19 protein-coding genes are annotated in these 19,187 nt (G+C 59.8%); 16 read left to right on the plus strand and 3 right to left on the minus strand.

All coding sequences use genetic code 11. The features are described from left to right. Positions 1–6: 6 nt before the first annotated feature. Complete coding sequence (locus ACFSR7_RS31525; RefSeq protein WP_378168507.1) at positions 7–1,017, plus strand: zinc-dependent alcohol dehydrogenase; 1,011 nt, start codon at positions 7–9, stop codon at positions 1,015–1,017. Positions 1,018–1,040: 23 nt separating this feature from the next. Continuing rightward, positions 1,041–1,940 carry a fumarylacetoacetate hydrolase family protein gene (locus tag ACFSR7_RS31530; RefSeq protein ID WP_378168509.1) on the plus strand — a complete coding sequence of 300 codons (900 nt, stop codon included), beginning with the start codon at positions 1,041–1,043 and terminating at the stop codon, positions 1,938–1,940. A gap of 21 nt (positions 1,941–1,961) precedes the next feature. Here the strand turns inward: ACFSR7_RS31530 and ACFSR7_RS31535 are convergent, their stop codons facing one another. Then, a complete protein-coding gene (locus tag ACFSR7_RS31535; RefSeq protein ID WP_378168511.1) occupies positions 1,962–2,174 on the minus strand; it encodes a hypothetical protein in 213 nt (70 codons plus the stop codon). Between ACFSR7_RS31535 and ACFSR7_RS31540 the strand changes: the two genes are divergently transcribed. The 4 genes from ACFSR7_RS31540 (at position 2,160) to ACFSR7_RS31555 (ending at position 6,810) form a co-directional block, all read left to right on the plus strand. After that, positions 2,160–3,260, plus strand: coding sequence for a hypothetical protein (locus ACFSR7_RS31540; protein WP_378168513.1), 1,101 nt, complete (start codon positions 2,160–2,162; stop codon positions 3,258–3,260). The genes ACFSR7_RS31535 and ACFSR7_RS31540 overlap by 15 nt on opposite strands. Before the next feature lie 77 nt (positions 3,261–3,337). After that, positions 3,338–5,152: a translation elongation factor 4 gene (gene lepA, locus ACFSR7_RS31545; protein ID WP_378168515.1), complete on the plus strand. Its 1,815-nt coding sequence runs from the start codon at positions 3,338–3,340 to the stop codon at positions 5,150–5,152. Between the two features lie 105 nt (positions 5,153–5,257). Then, positions 5,258–6,436 carry a radical SAM family heme chaperone HemW gene (hemW, locus tag ACFSR7_RS31550; RefSeq protein ID WP_378168517.1) on the plus strand — a complete coding sequence of 393 codons (1,179 nt, stop codon included), beginning with the start codon at positions 5,258–5,260 and terminating at the stop codon, positions 6,434–6,436. A 116-nt stretch (positions 6,437–6,552) separates the two neighbouring features. After that, positions 6,553–6,810 carry a YkgJ family cysteine cluster protein gene (locus tag ACFSR7_RS31555; protein WP_277567014.1) on the plus strand — a complete coding sequence of 86 codons (258 nt, stop codon included), beginning with the start codon at positions 6,553–6,555 and terminating at the stop codon, positions 6,808–6,810. Positions 6,811–7,218: 408 nt separating this feature from the next. Here ACFSR7_RS31555 and ACFSR7_RS31560 read toward each other — a convergent pair whose 3' ends face one another. Then, on the minus strand, positions 7,219–8,430 hold the full coding sequence (locus tag ACFSR7_RS31560; protein ID WP_378168519.1) for an MFS transporter: 1,212 nt from the start codon (positions 8,428–8,430) through the stop codon (positions 7,219–7,221). A 25-nt stretch (positions 8,431–8,455) separates the two neighbouring features. Beyond that, on the minus strand, positions 8,456–9,241 hold the full coding sequence (locus ACFSR7_RS31565; protein WP_378168521.1) for a TrmB family transcriptional regulator: 786 nt from the start codon (positions 9,239–9,241) through the stop codon (positions 8,456–8,458). A 219-nt stretch (positions 9,242–9,460) separates the two neighbouring features. On the opposite strand from ACFSR7_RS31565, the gene ACFSR7_RS31570 reads away from it, so the two are divergent. The 10 genes from ACFSR7_RS31570 to ACFSR7_RS31615 all read left to right on the plus strand — a co-directional run bounded on the left by ACFSR7_RS31570 (position 9,461) and on the right by ACFSR7_RS31615 (position 19,023). Further along, entirely contained in the window at positions 9,461–9,928 is a 468-nt protein-coding gene (locus ACFSR7_RS31570; protein WP_378168523.1) for an N-acetyltransferase, read from the plus strand. Between the two features lie 146 nt (positions 9,929–10,074). After that, entirely contained in the window at positions 10,075–11,100 is a 1,026-nt protein-coding gene (hrcA, locus tag ACFSR7_RS31575; RefSeq protein ID WP_378168524.1) for a heat-inducible transcriptional repressor HrcA, read from the plus strand. A gap of 45 nt (positions 11,101–11,145) precedes the next feature. After that, on the plus strand, positions 11,146–11,706 hold the full coding sequence (gene grpE / locus ACFSR7_RS31580) for a nucleotide exchange factor GrpE (RefSeq protein WP_378168526.1): 561 nt from the start codon (positions 11,146–11,148) through the stop codon (positions 11,704–11,706). Positions 11,707–11,780: 74 nt separating this feature from the next. Then, entirely contained in the window at positions 11,781–13,631 is a 1,851-nt protein-coding gene (dnaK, locus tag ACFSR7_RS31585; protein WP_378168528.1) for a molecular chaperone DnaK, read from the plus strand. 118 nt (positions 13,632–13,749) lie between these two features. Further along, entirely contained in the window at positions 13,750–14,868 is a 1,119-nt protein-coding gene (gene dnaJ, locus ACFSR7_RS31590) for a molecular chaperone DnaJ (RefSeq protein ID WP_378168530.1), read from the plus strand. A gap of 265 nt (positions 14,869–15,133) precedes the next feature. Beyond that, positions 15,134–15,286 (plus strand): YfhD family protein, encoded by a 153-nt coding sequence (locus ACFSR7_RS31595; protein WP_378168532.1) that lies wholly within the window; start codon positions 15,134–15,136, stop codon positions 15,284–15,286. Positions 15,287–15,291: 5 nt separating this feature from the next. Beyond that, positions 15,292–15,642, plus strand: a complete 351-nt coding sequence (locus ACFSR7_RS31600) for a hypothetical protein (protein ID WP_378168534.1) — start codon at positions 15,292–15,294, stop codon at positions 15,640–15,642. 343 nt (positions 15,643–15,985) lie between these two features. Next, positions 15,986–17,251, plus strand: a complete 1,266-nt coding sequence (tyrS, locus tag ACFSR7_RS31605; RefSeq protein WP_378168803.1) for a tyrosine--tRNA ligase — start codon at positions 15,986–15,988, stop codon at positions 17,249–17,251. A gap of 87 nt (positions 17,252–17,338) precedes the next feature. Beyond that, positions 17,339–18,340, plus strand: coding sequence for a 50S ribosomal protein L11 methyltransferase (gene prmA / locus ACFSR7_RS31610; RefSeq protein ID WP_378168535.1), 1,002 nt, complete (start codon positions 17,339–17,341; stop codon positions 18,338–18,340). Continuing rightward, positions 18,337–19,023, plus strand: coding sequence for a site-2 protease family protein (locus tag ACFSR7_RS31615; protein ID WP_378168537.1), 687 nt, complete (start codon positions 18,337–18,339; stop codon positions 19,021–19,023). The genes prmA and ACFSR7_RS31615 overlap by 4 nt, the downstream gene beginning before the upstream one ends. Positions 19,024–19,187: the final 164 nt, after the last annotated feature.

The following is a 19,187-nucleotide window of genomic DNA, read 5'->3' on the forward strand; positions in this document are numbered from 1 at the left end:
ACGCGCATGACGCAGACGATGCGGGCGCTGGTCTACGAAGGACCGCGGCTGATGAACATGAGGACGCTTCCGGTGCCGGAGCCGGCGGCGGGAGAAGTACTGGTCAAGATTGAGAGAGTCGGCATCTGCGGCTCCGAGCTGAGCGGCTACCTGGGACATAACTCGCTTCGCAAGCCTCCGCTTGTAATGGGGCATGAATTCGCGGGCACGGTCGCGGAGACGGGGGAGGGCGCGTCGCGCTTCAAGCCCGGGGACCGGGTAGCCGTCAATCCGCTTCAGACTTGCGGCAAATGCCGGGATTGCCTGAGCGGCGAAGCGCAGCTGTGTCCGGAGCGAAAGTTGCTCGGCGCGCACTTGCCCGGCGCATTCGCCGAATATGCCGTCGTGACCGAATCTAACGTATATGCCATACCGGACGATTTATCCTTTGACCTGGCAGCGATGGCCGAGCCGCTCGCTTGCGCGGTCCATCTGTGCCGGCTGATCGCGCTGCGGCCGGAAGACCGGCTACTGGTGATGGGCGCCGGACCGATCGGCTTGTTCGCGGTCGCGGCGGCGAGGCTGCTCGGCGTGCGCGAAGTCGTCGTCGCCGATCTGAACGCCGACCGGCTGCGGATCGCCGCCGAGCTGGGCGGCATTCCCGCGAACGGCGACGCCGAGATCGAACGGTTGAAGCCGGCCGAGGGCTTTGAGGCGGCGGTCGACGCCGTCGGCCTGCAGGCGACGCGGCTGCGCTGCATTGCTTCGGTGCGCAGAGGCGCGCGGATCGGCCTGACCGGACTGCACGAGGCTGACAGCACGCTGCCCGTCAACACGATCATCCGCGAGGAGCTCAAGCTGCTGGGCGCCTTCGCCTACGATTCGCAGGACTTCGAGCAGGCGCTGCGTTGGATCGCGGAAGGCAAAGTGGATCTGCTGCCCTGGACAATGCACCGGCCGCTCGAGCAGGGCGGCGAATGCTTCGAGACGCTGATCGGCGGGCCGGGCTCGATCGCGAAGATTTTGCTGCAGCCTTAATTTGAAGAAAGAAGGAATAGACTTTGAAGCTGGTTAACTATTGGGACGATAACGGAAAGCTGAAGCTGGGCGTAGTCGATAAGGATCGCTTGCTGGACGTCGAGCGGATGATGGCGGGCTCGGAGGCGGCGCGGACCGCGCGATCGACCGACGATCTGATCGGCATGGGCGGCGAAGGACTCGCGTCGCTCGCAAATCGTATCGAGGAAGCGCTGCGAGACGAGCCGCTGCTCCAGGCTAGCGCGCTCAACCTCGGCGAGGCAAGATTGGCGCCATGCGTCGCGAATCCGGGGAAGATTATCTGCGTCGGCTTAAACTACAAGAAGCACGCCGAAGAAACAAATTCGCCGATCCCCGCCTTTCCGATTCTTTTCAACAAATTTGCCAACGCGCTGACCGCTCATGAAGCGCCCGTCCGCGTCCCTGCCGTCACGGCCAAGTTGGACTACGAAGCGGAGCTGGCAATCGTTATCGGCAAAACCGCTTTTAACGTGAGCGAGAGCGATGCGCTGGATTACGTATTCGGGTATTGCGCGGCAAATGATTTGTCGGCTCGGGACTTGCAGCTGCGCACCTCTCAATGGCTGCTCGGTAAAAGCCTCGACGGCTTTTGTCCGCTGGGGCCTTGGCTCGTCACCGCGGACGAGGTCGGCGACCCCAACCGGCTGGAGATCCAGGGCTTCGTAAACGGGGAGCAGCGGCAAAACTCCAACACGAGCGACATGATCTTCGATTGCAAAACGATCGTCAGCTACATCAGCCGGCATATGACCCTGCAGCCTGGCGACGTCATCTTGACGGGAACGCCAGAGGGCGTAGTCATGGGGTATCCGGAGGATCGTCAGGTCTACTTGAAGGCCGGCGATCGGGTGGCGATTCGAATCGAGAAGCTGGGCGAGCTTAGGAATGTCCTGATCGATTGATATTGCCCTGTAAACCCTTTCCTAAAAGCGGGTCTGTCCCATAAGCCTTATTAAGTTGAAGCACAAAGCTTCAATCCAAGCCGAAATCGTCAACCAAGCCGAACTCGTCAAACGGGACGAAGCAGAGGAATTTCCTGCTTCGTCCCGTTTGCGTCCCTTCATTTCCAAAATTCCCCTGCCGATAAAAGGTGAGCAACTACTTTTTTCCGGAGGAATTCGATGATGAAAATCCATGGCGCGAGCCTCCCGCCCGCGCTGTCGCCGCTGACGGCCAGTCATTCCGCCTTTCAAATCCGGCGATTGATGGACGCCGCGGCGTTGCCTCTCGCAGTGTCCATATCCGATGCGGGCAGCATCAAGTCCGACTATCTCGGTCGATTTCGCAAGGCGATGGAGGGCGAAGCGAATCCGGCCTCTTATTTGTCTTCGTGCGCAGAAACCTACGGCCAGCTTCGGCAGGAGCTGTTAAGCGGCGGAGCGGCGGACTCGTCGCAGGCGCTGAAGCTCCTGGCTGAAGTATACGGCGAAGTGACGGGCGACGCAGCGGACCGGCTGACCGCCCGTTTCGATGCATTCTTCGGCGGGGCGGGCCGGCAGCTGGAATCGTACGGCATGTCGGCGAGCCCGTCCGGATTCGACCGGGAGGCGATCCGCAGGCATCTGACGGACCTGGCCGAGGCGGCCAAGCAGATCGCGCTTGCGCATCCTGGCGAGACGGCCGCTTACCTGGAATCTGCAGAAGCCGGGAACGTGCTTGAAACAATGGGCTACCGCGATATCAAGGCGCTTTCCGGCGCGCTGACGGCACTTGGCTCGGTCGAGCCGCCGACGGCGGCGGGGGCCGATCCGGCCAAGCTCGGCGCGGCGGTGGCGGCTTGGGAGACGAACGCGCGACGCGTTTTGAGCGCCGCCGGGCTCTCGGACCCTATTAAGGACGCGGCCTTCAAGGCGGTGCAGAGGATGTCCGGCGCCAAGCTCAAGACAGGCGCGTACACGCAAGCTGCAGACACGTTCAAAAGTAAAATCGACGAAACGCTCAAAAAGTTGGCGCATCTCGCTTTTTTAATCGCAACGATTAACGGCAAGCTCGAAGCGCTCAAAGGGCTGGATCCAGCCGACCCTCGCATTCAAAGCCTTTTGCGCCGGGAGCAAGAGCTTGAGAAGGGCCGCGCGGATTACACATCGGAATTGAAGTCGCATAAAGAGAGTCTGAGGAAGCTGGAAAAAGCCCCCGATTCCGTCGAGGGCAGCGAGGCTTACCGTCTTGCCAAGTCGGCATACGATGAAACGGCGCCAGGAAAGTCGGGGACTGCCGATTGAAGCGTCTTGACCCTGCTGATATAATAGATGGGATAGCCGGACAACGGCATGTATCGGTGGAGGTAAGGACAAAGAAGATGGCAGACATCCAACACAAGCAAAGCCATATTCGCAATTTTTGCATTATCGCGCATATCGACCACGGCAAGTCGACGCTGGCCGACCGCATTTTGGAATATACGGGCACGCTGACAGCGCGCGAAATGCAGGACCAGGTGCTCGATTCGATGGACCTGGAGCGGGAGCGCGGCATCACGATCAAGCTGCAGGCCGTCCGTCTCAAGTACAAGGCCGACGACGGCGAGGTTTATACGCTGCATCTGATCGACACCCCCGGACACGTCGACTTCACGTACGAGGTGTCGCGGAGCCTTGCGGCCTGCGAGGGCGCGCTGCTGATCGTCGACGCGGCGCAGGGGATCGAAGCCCAGACGCTTGCGAACGTCTATCTTGCGCTGGACAACAACCTGGAGATTCTCCCGGTCATCAACAAGATCGACTTGCCGAGCGCAGAGCCGGAGCGGGTCAAGCAGGAGGTCGAGGACGTCATCGGCCTCGACGCGAGCGAAGCGGTCCTCGCGTCCGCGAAGAACGGCATCGGCATCAAGGAGATTCTCGAGCAGGTCGTGCATAAGGTGCCGGCGCCGCAGGGCGACCCCGAAGCGCCGCTTAAAGCGCTGATTTTCGACTCTTACTACGATGCTTACAAAGGCGTTATCTGTTATATCCGCGTCATTGACGGCAAGCTCCGCGCCGGCACGCCGATCAAGTTTATGGCGACCGGCGCGACGTTTGACGTCGTCGAAGTCGGCACCTTCATGCCGCGCTCGACGATCGTGGACGAGCTCGGGCCGGGCGACGTCGGCTTCGTGACGGCATCGATCAAGAACGTCAAGGACACGCGCGTCGGCGACACGATCACCAATGCGAAGCGTCCGACAGCCGAGGCGCTACCGGGCTACCGCGGCATCAATCCGATGGTGTTCTGCGGCCTGTATCCGATCGAGTCCTCGGACTACAACGACCTGCGCGACGCGCTCGAGAAGCTCGAGCTGAACGACGCTTCGCTGCGCTTCGAGCCCGAGACGTCGCAGGCGCTCGGCTTCGGCTTCCGCTGCGGCTTCCTCGGGATGCTGCATATGGAGATCATCCAGGAGCGGATCGAGCGCGAGTTCAACATTCCGCTCATCACGACGGCGCCGAGCGTTGTTTACAAGGTCACGCTGACCAGCGGCGCGCAGCTCGATATCTCGAACCCTTCGGAATATCCGGAAGCGGGCAAGCTCGATTTCGTCGAGGAGCCTTACGTCAAGGCGTCGATCATCGTGCCCAAGGACTACGTCGGCGCGATCATGGAGCTGTGCCAGGGCAAGCGCGGCGAATTCATCGACATGCAGTACCTCGATGCCAACCGCGTCACGCTCAAGTACGATATTCCGCTCGCCGAGATCGTCTACGACTTTTTCGACCAGCTCAAGTCCAGCACCAAGGGATATGCCAGCTTCGACTACGAGCTGACCGGCTACCGCCAGTCGAACCTTGTCAAGATGGACATTCTGCTCAACAGCGAGCAGGTGGATGCGCTCTCCTTTATCGTGCATAGGGACCGTGCATACCAGCGCGGACGCGTCATTTGCGAGAAGCTGAAGGACCTCATTCCGCGTCAAATGTTCGAGGTGCCGATCCAGGCGGCCGTCGGCCAGAAGATCGTCTCCCGGGAGACGATCAAGGCGATGCGCAAAAACGTCCTCGCCAAGTGCTACGGCGGCGACATCTCCCGGAAGCGCAAGCTGCTCGAGAAGCAAAAGGAAGGCAAGAAGCGCATGAAGCAGGTCGGCAACGTCGAGGTGCCGCAAGAAGCGTTCATGGCGGTACTGAAGCTGGACGACTAGAACCTTACAGACTAACGATTGCGGCAAGCTCTCCGTAGGACAAAGTCCCGGGGAGCTTTTGCTTCCTTTAAGCATGCCGCGCCGCATCCGAGAGGAGCTTAACCTATGAACGCAACCGCTACGGTGCCGCCGCTTCACGCGTGGACGCCCCGGGCGCTCTATATACACATCCCGTTTTGCACGAATAAATGCTATTACTGCGACTTTAATTCTTATGTGGCCGCCGGCCAGCCGATCGACGCCTATTTGGATGCGTTGGAGCGGGAAATGGAAAACACGGTCAAGGCGCTTCCGCCGGAGGCGATCGGCAAGGTGTTCGTCGGCGGAGGCACGCCAACCGTGCTCAATCCCATGCAGATGACGCGGTTCCTCGAATCGGTGAATCGTCACTTCCCGATCGCTGCCGGCGCAGAGTTCACGATGGAGGCGAACCCTGGCACGACAGACCCGGACAAGCTCGGGGCGATGCGCGCCGGGGGCGTCAACCGAATCAGCTTCGGCGCGCAGACGTTCGACAATAAGCTGCTCGCCGCGATCGGCCGCATTCACGAGGCGGACGATGTCGTGAACAGCATTGCCAACGCCAAGGCCGCAGGCTTCACGAATCTGTCGATCGACCTCATGTTCGGACTGCCGCGCCAGACGCTGCAGCAGTTGGCCGACAGCGTGGAGCGGGCGCTCGAGCTCGACCTGCCGCATTACTCGCTGTACAGCCTGAAGGTGGAAGAGAACACGCTGTTTCACCGCCTGTACGAGCGGGGCGAGCTGCCGCTGCCGGAAGAGGATGTCGAGGTCGAGATGTTCGCGCATTTGCGCCGCCGGCTGACCGAAGCCGGATACGGGCATTACGAGATCAGCAACTTCGCCCGTCCCGGCTTCGAGAGCCGGCACAACTCCGCTTATTGGCACAACGAGCCTTATTATGGGCTCGGGGCCGGCGCTCACGGTTATGCGCATGGCGAGCGGCATCTCAATATCAAAGGCGTGCAGCCTTATATTGATGCGGCGCTGGCAGGGCTGCCCAGACTCGAACGCAATGCTGTGCCCGTCAAAGAAGCGATGGAAGACTTCATGATGGTCGGACTGCGGCTGCGGACGGGCGTGCGAGACGCCGACTTCGCGCTTCAGTTCGGAGGAGCGAGCCTGGTTGACGTGTTCGGACCGGTGCTGGACAAGCTGCTTGCGCAAGGGCTGCTCGAACGCACGCCGGAGGACGACGGATACCGGTTAAGCGAGGCGGGCGTGCCCCTGGGCAACGAGGTGTTCGGGGCGTTTCTGGCGTGAGGAGCAGCAGGCCATTGCGAGTCGGTATGAGAGCGCTGAGTTAGCCGGAAAAACCGTATAACTGCAATGCGATGCGGTTGTATGTGAATTTATCATTACGGATGGGGGCGATCGATGTGGAATGCAGACCCGGCTGCGGCGCGTGCTGTATTGTCGTTTCCATTTCGTCGCCGATTCCCGGGATGCCGGATGGCAAGCCGGCGGGCGTGCGCTGCGTGCAGCTCACCAAAGACAACCGTTGCTCGATATTCGGCCTTCCCGAACGGCCTGCCGTCTGCGGACAGCTTCAAGCCTCGGCCGAGATGTGCGGCGCGCGGGATGAGGATGCGTTTGCGTATTTGGCGGAGTTGGAGCGGTTGACGGCACCGAGGTAAGATACAAAAAGAAGCAGCGCGCTATCCTCGTACCGGAGCTTTTAACGTTTAGCTTTTTAAAAACCTGCATTTGTACATGTATGTTCTGCCGACGCGCGACACGTGATGAAATGCCTGCAAATGTGCAGGTAATTGCAGAGCGCAAGCCGAAAATGAGGCAGATGAAGGAAAAAAACTGCGCTTTTGCATCTTTTCTATTCAAAAGGGTCGACTTCGGCATAAACAGATGTATATTTGCAGGCATTGCGACGAAAAAACGACGCGGGCGCAGATACCCGAGCCCATCGGAGAGGCTGTTGGATGAGCGATCAACGGGCGTTCCGGGCCACGCAAGTTTCAGATATCCGCTAAACTTAAAAGGACCGCCAGGGTGATCTCGCCCTGGCGGTTTTTCTAAATAAGCCATTCTTAACGTCCCCGCAGCTCCGCATCCTTGGGCAGCAGCAGCGTGAATATGCCGAGCAGCGGCAGGTAGGCGCAAATATGCATAACCGTCGATATGCTGGTGTGGTCGGCGATCTCGCCGAGCAGCGCGGAGCCGAGTCCGCCCAGGCCGAATGCGAGGCCGAAGAAGAGGCCGGATACGAGGCCGATTTTGCCGGGCAGCAGCTCCTGCGCATAGACGACAATGATCGAGAAGGCGGAGGAGAGCACGAACCCGGCGCAGACGCATAATACCGCGGACCAGAACGGGTCCGCATAAGGAAGCGCAATCGAGAAGGGCGCGGTGCCCAGAATCGAGAGCCAGATGATGTTGCGTCTGCCGAACCGGTCGGCGAGCGGACCGCCGATGAAGGTGCCGGCCGCAGATGCGACGAGAAACGCGAACAGGTACCACTGCGCAGCCTGCTTGCCAACGCCGAAGTCGTCGATTAAGTACAGCGAGTAGAAGCTCGTGAAGCTGGACAGGTACACATGCTTGGAAAAAACGAGCAGGACCAGGATGCCGACCGACATCCGCACTTTGCCGGCAGTGAGCTTGCTGGCGGATGGAAGGGACTGCGCCGCCTTCTTCGGCTTGGGCGCCGCGCCCACCGCAGCGTACCAGCGAGCGACCAGCGTCTGCAGCACGATGCCTGCTACGGCTGCGATAATGAATAAAAGGACGCCTTTCTGTCCGAGCGGAATGAAGATGGTGGCGGTCATGACGGGACCGAGCGCGCTGCCGATGTTGCCGCCTACCTGGAAGATCGACTGCGCCAGCCCCCGGTTATTGCCCGCAGCGAGATAGGCGACGCGCGAAGATTCGGGGTGAAATGCGGCTGAACCGATCCCGATCGCAGTAACGGACAACAGGATGGTCGCGAAGTTCGGCGCGAGCGCGAGCATGACGACGCCGAGCAGCGTAAAGCAGACGCCGAACGGCAGGATGAAGGGACGCGGTTTCTTGTCGGCGAACCAGCCGACGAGCGGCTGCAGGAACGAAGCGGTAATGTTCATCATAAAGGCGATGAGGCCGATCTGGCCGTAACTCAGGTGCTGCGACTCCCGCAGCACGGGAAACAGCGCGGTGACGGTCGATTGCATCGAATCGTTGAGCAAGTGAACCGTGCTGATCATGTACAGGATCGGGAACACGGTGGCGCTGACGGGCAGCGCGCGGGCGACTGCGTTTTTCATGTGCGAGCTTCTCTCCCTTAAATCTTCATTCAAGTCCGTATTGTTCGCGATAGCGCTCGAGCAGGTTCTCGTAATCGCCGCCGTAGGCGCGTTCGAGCTCGACGCCAAAGTCCCGCTCGATGTCCATCATCATGACGTCGTGCTGGAAGGCCTGCTTGAGCACATGCGCGACGGCGGGGTGGTTCGTCTCCAGCGCGGCCGACTTGCCGGCGGCGCCGAAGCTGCCGATAAAGCCTTCTTTCCAGTCGCACAGCACGTAATAGTCGCGCGCGTCCTGGGGCAGCCACATTTCCATTCGCTTGTGCGTGCGCACGTGCTTAAGCTTCGACCGGACCTGGCCCAGCGTGATTGCGACGACGACGACGCCTCTCGCCTCGGCATCCAGCAGCAGCGGCTCGAACTCCGCGAAGTCCTCGCTCCAGATGTCGACGACGATCGAGCGCTCCGCGCTGGCGATCATGCGCCTGAGGGACAGGCGGATGTTGGTTTCCCCCGACCAATTGTAGAACGAAGCCGCCGCAGGCTTCGGCTTCAGTTCTTTGACCAGCACGTCCGCGATCTCGTCGAACTCGGAGCGCAGCATGCGGATGACCTGTCCGATGGGTACGGCGCCGTACAAAACCGGATCGCCTTCCGCGGCTCTGCATACGCCTTTGTCCACGAGAGACCGCAGCGCTGCATAGACGTTGGTCCGCGATATGGAGACGCGCTTGGCGACCTCGTAGCCGGAGAGAGACGGTTCTTCGTGGAGCGCCAGGTAGCAGCGCGCCTCCAGCTCGGAGAGTCCGAGCCGTTTTAACCTTTCAATCATGGATAAACCGCCTTTCTCATTAGTCGTATTTAAAAATACTACTTAGTGATCGTTATTATGATGGGGTAATAAATACATTGTCAATCGTTATTTGCAAATCCGATGGGACACATCGCGGCATTTAAAAAACGCTATTGAGAATTCATTCGTATTCATGTATATTTATTCACATCATCTTATCAGGAGGCGCCGTCGGCGCGGACGGAAAGTAGGGAGACCATGAACACAACGATCGTGAGCCGCAAGGCAAGGCCGGAAGACGTCGAAGCGCTGTTTGAATTGATCCAGGGATATGCGGAAAAGGGAATTATGCTGCCGCGATCGAGAGAGGCCCTGTTGCGCCATATCGACTCCTTCGTCGTCGTCGAGGATGCCGGCAAGTTGATCGGCTGCGGTTCGTTGTTCCGTCTTGGCTCCGATCTGGTCGAGATCCGCTCGCTCGGGATGAGCGAAGGATACAAAGGCATGGGCATCGGCTCCCGCATCGTCGACGCGCTGATCGACGAAGCGCGCCGCTTGAATATACCGAAGGTCATGGCGCTTACTTATGAAGTGAAATTCTTTTTGAAAAACGGCTTCAGCGTCGTCGACAAGGAGATTTTTCCCGAAAAAGTGTGGACCGACTGCGTGCACTGCAGCAAGCGCAACAACTGCGACGAAATCGCGGTCGTACGGATATTGGAATAGCCTGCGCATCAAGTGGGCATCCGCCCGAATCTATGCCAAACCGCTCCGGTCGTCTTGACACGGCAAGCGCGGTTTGGTATTTTTGTAATAGTGATTAGCACTCATGATCGTTGAGTGCTAACGACGGCGAGGAGGGGGAACGATTCATGCTCAGCGAGCGTCAACGTATGATTCTTAGCGCCATTGTAGACGACTATATTCGCTCGGCGGAGCCCGTCGGCTCGCGCAGCATCTCCAAGCGCAGCGACGTCTCGTTCAGCCCCGCCACCATCCGCAACGATATGGCCGACCTCGAGGAGCTCGGGTTGCTGGAGCAGCCGCATACGTCGGCCGGCCGCATTCCTTCCATTAAGGGATATCGTTATTACGTGGACCATCTGATCCGGCTCGGCGGCGTGAAGGAACAGGACGTCAAGCGTCTTCGCAGCCTGGTCGCGGAGAAGATGAATCACTGGGAAGGCGCCGTGAGTCACGCCGCGACGATCGTGTCGCAGCTGACCAACTATACGTCGATCGTGCTCGGTCCGGACTCGTTTCATACGAGCCTCAAGCATTTCCAGCTGCTCCCGCTGAACGATACGACGGCTGTCGCCATCGTGGTCGCCAACACGGGGCATGTGGAGCATCGGACCATCACGCTGCCCGAGGGCGTGAGCATGGACGATATGCGCAGAATCGCGGCCTTGCTCAATGACAAGCTGACCGGCGTTCCTTTTTATAAGGTGAAAACGGTGCTGTATACCGAGGTGGCCAACGAGCTGAGCAGCTATATCGACCATTGCGAGCATATTTTGTCCCTGCTGGAGGATACGCTGAAGGAAGAGACCGAGCCCAAGGTGTACCTGAGCGGCGCGACCAACATTCTGACGCAGCCGGAGTTCAAGGACGTCGACAAGGTCAAGGGGATCCTTGACGTGCTCGAGGAGACGCCACGCCTGATGCAGCTGTTTCAGTCGCTGTCCGAAGGGATACAGGTACGGATAGGGACGGAGAACGGCGTAGAGGCAATCAACCAATGCAGTCTCGTGACGGCCACGATCTCCGCGGACGGCCATTTGCTCGGCACGATCGGCATCTTGGGCCCGACGCGCATGGAGTACGGCAAGGTCATCGGCCTGCTGGATTATTTGTCCGGGGATTTGTCCCGTCTTTACAACCGATTGTACAAATAACGCATGAACGCGCAAAATGATCTTGATGAGGAAGGAGCCGGAGCAATGGACCAGGATTTGAAGCAGGAGCCGCACGCGGAAGCGTCGGAACAAGCCGCGCCAGAGGCGGAAGAGGCGACCGGGGCACAGACGGAGCAAGCGTCGGCAGCGCCGGAGGACGATCGGTTCGAGGAGCTTAAGCGCCAGACCGAGGAGGCGTATCAGCGCCAGCTTCGCGTGCAGGCCGACTTCGATAACTATCGGCGCCGCACGCTCAAGGAGACGGCCGATCTGCAGAAGTACGCTTCGCTCAAGCTCGTGACGAATTTGCTTCCCGTGCTCGACAACTTCGGGCGCGCGCTGCAGACCTCGTCCGAAGGATCCGAGAGCGATTCTTTTGTCAAGGGCATCGATATGATTAACCGCCAGCTCTGGCAAGTGCTCGAAGCCGAAGGGCTGAAGGTAATGGAGCCGGTAGGCCAGCCGTTCGATCCCGAGCTTCACCAGGCGATCATGCAGGTGGAGTCGGAGGAATACGAAGAGGGCATCGTCGTCGAGGTCGTCCAACCGGGCTACTGGCTGAGCGATAAGGTCATTCGTCCCGCCATGGTCAAGGTTAGCGGGTAATTCCTACTTAACCGAACTTCAAAATCACGACCGAATTTCAAATTCACGTATTTTAAGACTGGAGGACTTGAATCATGAGCAAAGTTATCGGCATTGACCTGGGTACCACCAACTCTTGCGTAGCGGTCATGGAGGGCGGCGAAGCCGTCGTCATACCGAATCCGGAAGGCAACCGCACCACCCCGTCCGTCGTCGGCTTCAAGAAGGACGGGGAGCGCATCGTCGGCGATACGGCGAAGCGCCAGGCGATCACGAACCCCGACCGCACCGTCATCTCGATCAAGCGTCACATGGGCACGAACCACAAAGAGTCGATCGACGGCAAGGACTATTCGCCGCAAGAGATTTCCGCGATCATTTTGCAAAAGCTGAAAGCGGACGCCGAAGCTTATCTCGGCCAAACGGTATCGCAAGCCGTTATCACCGTTCCGGCATACTTTAATGACAGCCAGCGTCAAGCCACGAAGGACGCAGGCGCCATCGCGGGCCTCGAAGTGCTGCGTATCGTCAACGAGCCGACGGCTGCAGCGCTTGCGTACGGTCTCGAAAAAGCCGAAGACCAAACGATTCTCGTATTCGACCTTGGCGGCGGTACGTTCGACGTCAGTATCCTTGAGCTCGGCTCCGGCTTCTTCGAAGTCAAAGCGACGAGCGGCGACAATCACCTGGGCGGCGACGACTTCGACCAAGTCGTCATGGAGTGGCTGTCCGCCGAGTTCAAGAAGGAGCAGGGCATCGATCTCCTGAAGGACAAATCGGCTGTTCAGCGTCTGAAGGATGCAGCCGAAAAGGCGAAGAAGGAACTGTCCGGCGTACTGCAAACAACGATCTCCCTGCCGTTCATCACGGTCGTGGACGGCGTGCCGCAGCACTTGGAGATGAACCTGACACGCGCCAAGTTCGACGAGATCACGGCCTCGCTCGTCGAGCGCACGATGGGCCCGACGCGTCAAGCGATGTCCGATGCCGGCCTGTCCGCCGCGCAAATCGACAAGATCGTGCTGGTCGGGGGCTCCACGCGGATTCCGGCCGTACAGGAAGCGATCAAGCGCCTGACCGGCAAAGAGCCGCACAAAGGCGTTAACCCGGACGAAGTCGTCGCGCTCGGCGCCGCGGTTCAAGCCGGCGTCCTGACGGGCGACGTCAAAGATGTCGTACTGCTCGACGTAACCCCGCTGTCGCTCGGCATCGAGACCGCAGGCGGCGTTCTGACGAAGATGATCGACCGCAATACGACGATTCCGACGAGCAAGTCCCAAGTGTTCTCCACCTTCGCGGACAACCAGACGCAGGTCGAGATTCACGTGCTTCAAGGCGAGCGCGCCATGGCGAAGGACAACAAGACGCTCGGCCGCTTCAACCTGACCGACATCCCGCTGGCGCCTCGCGGCATGCCGCAGATCGAAGTCACGTTCGACATCGATGCCAACGGCATCGTTAACGTCTCCGCGCTCGACAAGGGCACGGGCAAGAGTCAGAAGATCACGATCACGTCCTCGGGCGGTCTGTCCAAGGAAGAGATCGAACGCATGCAGAAGGAAGCCGAGCTGCATGCCGAAGAAGACAGCAAGCGCCGCGAGCTGATCGAAGCGAAAAACAGCGCCGACCAACTGGTCTATGCAGCCGACAAATCCGTCAAGGATCTCGGCGACAAGGTCGACGCCTCCGAGGTGGCGAACGTCGAAGCGGCGAAGGAAAAGGTCAAGAAGGCGCTCGAGAGCGACAACCTCGACGAGATCAAGGCCGCTTCCGACGAGCTGTCCGGCATCGTGCAACAGCTGTCCGTCAAGGTTTACGAGCAAGCGGCTCAGGAAGCCCAAGCCGCACAAGGCGAAGCCGGCGGCGCTGACGCAGGTCCGTCTTCCGCGAAGAAGGACAACGTTGTCGATGCCGACTACGAAGTCGTGGACGAAGACAAGAAATAAAGCATAGATAGCCGGCTGCCGGCGGCAGCGAGTAGTCAAAGCCGGTTCCGCTTGGCGCTGCCTCGATGGCGCGCGGCGGAACCCGCTTTGACTTTGTCATGGAGATGGAGGTTGAATAGTGGCGGACAAAAAGGATTTTTATGAGGTGCTCGGCGTCGGCAAGGGCGCATCCGCGGACGAGATCAAAAAGGCTTACCGCGGCCTCGCCCGCAAGTATCACCCCGACGTGAACAAGGCGGCCGACGCGGAAGCCAAGTTCAAGGAAGTCAAGGAAGCTTACGATACGCTCAGCGACGACCAGAAGCGCGCGCGCTACGACCAGTTCGGCCATGAGGACCCGATGGCGGGCATGGGCGGCGGACAGGGCGATTTCGGCGGCGGCTTCGGCGATATTTTCGATATGTTTTTCGGCGGCGGCGGCGGACGGCGCGACCCCAACGCGCCGCAGCGCGGCAACGACCTGCAATATACGATGACGATCGAGTTCAAGGAAGCCGTATTCGGCAAGGAGCTCGACATCACCATTCCGCGCACCGAGAGCTGTGACCACTGTCACGGCAGCGGGGCCGAACCGGGCTCCAAGGTCGACAACTGTCCGACTTGCCGCGGCACGGGCCAGCAGGAAGTCGCGCAGAACACGCCGTTCGGGCGTATCGTCAACCGCAGAACCTGCTCGACCTGCGGCGGACGCGGCAAAATCATCAAAGATCGCTGTAAAGTGTGCTCGGGCAGCGGTCAAGTGAAGAAGCAGCGAAAAATCCACGTCAAGATTCCGGCTGGCGTGGACGACGGCTCGCAGCTTCGCGTAAGCGGCGAGGGGGAAGGCGGCTCGCGCGGCGGACCTTCGGGCGACTTGTACGTCGTCCTGCGCGTCAAGGCGCACGACTTTTTCGAGCGCGACGGCGACGACATCTACTGCGAAGTGCCGCTCACGTTCGCGCAGGCGGCTTTGGGCGACGAGATCGAGATCCCGACGCTGACCGAGAAGGTCAAGCTCAAGATCCCGGCTGGCACGCAGACGGGCACGTACTTCCGCCTCAAGGGCAAGGGCGTGCCGAAGCTCCGCGGCTACGGCCAGGGCGACCAGCACGTCAAGGTGACGGTCGTCACGCCGACCAACCTGAACGATGCGCAGCGCGAGCTGCTGCGGGAATTCGGTTCCACGACGGGCGAGTCCACCCATGAGCAGCACCAATCGATTTTTGAACGCATGAAAAAAGCGATTCTGGGCGATTGATAATCGCATCGGCGCCCCTCTAAGGAGGGGCGTTTTTGCTTTTGCTGGCGCCCGTAGCAAGCTGTAACTGCGCAAATCCCGTTTACAGTGGACTCCAGCCACTAATCCCGAGCTGCAGCCGCGCAAATCACGCGTACAGCAGCGCGCCCGCGCCGTGCCCGCGCCGCGCCCAAAACCGCTTTTCCGCGCATAAGACGCCGCCGATCGCACATCCTAAACGGCGACTGTATGCATTTTATTCGCCATTACGGGAGGATCAATATCGATGGGCAAGCGAAGCAAGAGCAATGAGCAGTTACCCGTAGCGAAGGCCGAGGATGTCGAGTTCGCGGCGGAACGCGCGGATGCGGACGATCTGGAAGCGCTGCAGCGCTCGGAGGAAGCCGACCGCCGGGCGCAGCAATACGAAGGGACGTGAGCGACGTGGACAAGACGACGCTTGAAGCGAGCTTCGACTCGCAGGAGGAAGCGGAAGCCGCCGTTCGCAAGCTGACGGCGCTGCGCGGAGATCGCTTCCGCATGGAAAGCGCGGCGGCGGGCGCGGATTTTGGCTCAAAGGCCGGCCGCCAGGATGCGATCGCGAGCGGCGTGGCCAGCGCGATGCTGTACGGCGGCGCGGAGCTCGAAGCGGCGGAGGAACTCGGAACCGGCACGGCCGAGTACAGCCCGGGGGCTTCCAAAGCTGCCGCGATTCATCTGACCGCCGACATCCCCGGCGAATCCGTCGAACAGGCGCGCAGAGTCATTCAAAATACGGGCGGCACGCTCGCTTAGCGAGTTCGTGGTTGACATCGTCCGTTAATATCAATAAACTGTCTGTAACTCATATGCATTACGTTGAAGGAATCAGTAGCTGCCTCGTCCCTGTCTCAGAAAGCCGGGGGTCGATGAGACCCGGTACACACGCTGGCCAGCGAATTACGTTCTGGAGTAACCCGGGTAATGCCGGGCGGCCTGGCGATCGATATCTCGCCGAGAGCGGCATCCATGGCGCGCGTCATTCGCGGCGCACATCGGTGCAATTTGGGTGGTAACACGGTGGTCCAATCGTCCCTATGTCTATTTAGACAAGGGGCGATTTTTTATTTTCAGCCAAGGGGAGCGAGAACCAATGAGCATGAACATTATCGACGAACTCGAATGGCGCGACGCGATTAATCAACAGACCGACGCCGAAGGCCTTCGCGAACTGACGAACCAGAAGGCGGTCTCGCTGTACTGCGGCGTAGACCCGACCGGCGACAGCATGCATATCGGGCATCTGATCCCGTTCATGGTGCTGAAGCGGTTCCAGCTGGCCGGCCATCGTCCGGTTATTCTCATCGGGGGGGCAACCGGCACGATCGGCGATCCGAGCGGACGCACGACGGAGCGCTCGCTGCAGACGCTGGAGCAGATTCAGGCGAACGTCGAGGCGCTGGCGGCGCAGCTCACCAAGCTGTTTCTTGCGGAAGACACCAGCCAAGCCCCGATGCGCATCGTCAACAATTACGATTGGACGCACAAGATCAACGTAATCGAATTTCTGCGGGACTACGGCAAAAACTTCAGCATCAATTCGATGCTGGCCAAGGACGTCGTGGCGAGCCGCCTCGACAGCGGCATTTCCTTTACCGAATTCTCGTACCAGATCCTGCAATCGCTCGACTACCTCCATTTGTACCGGGAAGAGGACGTTCAGCTGCAGATCGGCGGCTCCGATCAGTGGGGCAACATTACGAGCGGCCTCGACCTGATTCGCAAAAAAGAAGGCGCGGAAGCGAAGGCGTTCGGACTCACGATCCCGCTCATGCTGAAGGCTGACGGCACGAAGTTCGGCAAGACGGCGGGCGGTGCCGTATGGCTGGATCCGAACAAGACGACGCCGTACGAGTTCTACCAGTTCTGGGCCAACACCGACGACCGCGACGTCGTCAAATACTTGAAGTACTTCACTTTCCTGTCCAAAGAGCGGATCGACGAGCTGGCGGAGAAGGTACAGACCGAGCCGCACAAACGCGAGGCGCAAAAAACGCTGGCCGAGGAAATGACGCGGTTCGTGCACGGAGGCGATCTTCTCGAGCAAGCCAAACGCATCACTGACGCGCTGTTCAGCGGGGATATCAAGGCGCTGACTGCCGAAGAGATCGAGCAGGGCTTCAAGGAGATGCCGACCTTCGAAGCGACGCCGGAAGCCAAAAATATCGTCGATTGGCTGGTGGACCTGAAGATCGAGCCTTCCAAGCGCCAGGCGCGCGAGGACATCTCCAAAGGCGCAATCTACCTGAATGGCGAGCGCGTCAGCGATCTCGAGCTGGAAGTATCGGCGAGCCACGCGATCGGCGGCCGATTCGTAATCATCCGCAAGGGCAAGAAAAACTACAGTTTGGTGAAAATCGTCTAGCAAGTCGCGCGGCTTTCGCTTTTGCTTCCCATTCCGAGCTAGATGTATAATGGGGGCTAACGACGAGTCGTCTAGGGGGAAACGGAATTGCGTTGGTTTGAGATTACGATCGTAGCTAACGAGCAGGCGCAGGAAATGGTCGCTCACTATATGCATGAACTGGGCGCAGGCGGCGTATCCATAGAGGAATCGTGGTCGCCCGACAAGCCGAGGGACACGTCGCTGGGACAATGGTACGACAAGCCGCTTAACGATATTCCGGCCGGCCTGGCCGTGATCGCAGGCTATTTCCCGGAAGACATTTACGGGGAAACGCTGGCTGCCGAGCTGTCCGAGCTGCTGCGAGGATTGCCCGAGTTCGGCTATGACGCGGGGGACTTTACCGTGCAGACCCGCGAGGTGAACGAGGACGACTGGGCGCATGCCTGGAAAAAGTATTTTAAGCCGCTGCCGGTTTCCGAGCGGCTCACGATCAAGCCGACCTGGGAGGATTATACGCCTCGCGAGGACGAACTGATCATCGAGCTGGATCCGGGCATGGCGTTCGGCACCGGGACGCATCCGACGACCGCGCTCTGCCTGCGCACGCTCGAAGGCGCGATCAAGGCGGGCGACACCGTCATCGACGTCGGCACCGGCTCCGGCATTCTCGCGATCGGCGCGATGAAGCTGGGCGCCTCGCGCGTGCTTGCGCTCGACCTGGACCCGGTGGCGGTGTCAAGCGCGACGGAGAATGTGAAGCTGAACGGCCTGGAGGACGATATCGAGGTGCGGCTGAGCGACCTGCTCGGCGTGCTGCGAGACGGCGAGAACGTTGACGGCGACGCAGCCACTGCCGCTTCGAGAGTCGTGCCGCCCGTCGATCTCGTCGTCGCCAATATTCTTGCGGAGATCATTCTGCTTTTTATCGCGGACGTCTTCGACGTGCTGAAGCCGGGCGGCATCTATATCGCAAGCGGCATATACAAGAACAAAGAAGAGGACGTCGAGGCTGGACTGCTCGCGGCCGGCTTTGAGATCGTCGATCGCGTGCGGCAAGACGACTGGATTGCGTTCGTCTGCGGCAAGCCGAAGGGTGAGGACGAATGAGCTTTTTTTGGTTTCCGCTGAACGAGCTGCCGTTCGTCTTGCTGACGATGCTCGTCGCGTTCACCGTGCACGAATTCGCGCACGCATGGACGGCTTACAAGTTCGGCGATCCGACTGCCTACGAGCAGGGACGCGTCACGCTCAACCCGATGGCGCACTTGGATCTGTTCGGCATCCTGTTTCTGCTCGTGGCCGGCTTCGGATGGGCGAAGCCGGTGCCCGTCCGGCGCAGCCGGTTCAGCCGCCCGCGACTGATGAGCATCGCGGTCACGGCCGCGGGTCCGATCAGCAATCTGCTATTGGCCTTTATCGGATTATTTATTTATCTGTTGCTTGTGAAGCTCGGCGCGCTGGACCAGTTCGCGACGCAGGAGACCGTCTGGACTTTATTCCGTTATTTCGTGCCGATCAATGTCATGCTGTTCTTGTTCAACCTGATCCCGCTGCCGCCGCTCGACGGCTACCGGATCGTCGAGGAGTTCGCGCCGCTGCGGCTGCGGCTCAAGATGATGCAGTTCGAGCAGTGGGGCATGTTTTTGTTCCTGCTGTTCGTATTCCTGCCGCCGCTTAAGGCCAAGACGCTAACGCCGCTGTTTTCTCTAGGCGATCCTATTATTCACCACGCAACACTGTGGATAGCGAAGCTGCTTCATATCACGACGCCATTTTACGGATTTGCATAGGGTCGGCTGCAGCATAAGCCTTGTCCTGATTCGCCTTCGGGATTCGTCCCGGAGGCTTTTTGCATGAGCGCGCCTAGCCAAGTTAGGCGCAACTAGCCGATGGAAGCGCGGTCGGGGTAGGAGTCAAGTCGTCTCAAAGCCGGAATACACGGATGCAACTGGTA

The sequence above is a fragment of the Cohnella sp. GCM10020058 genome (genome assembly GCF_042683485.1).
Lineage (GTDB): Bacteria > Bacillota > Bacilli > Paenibacillales > Paenibacillaceae > Cohnella.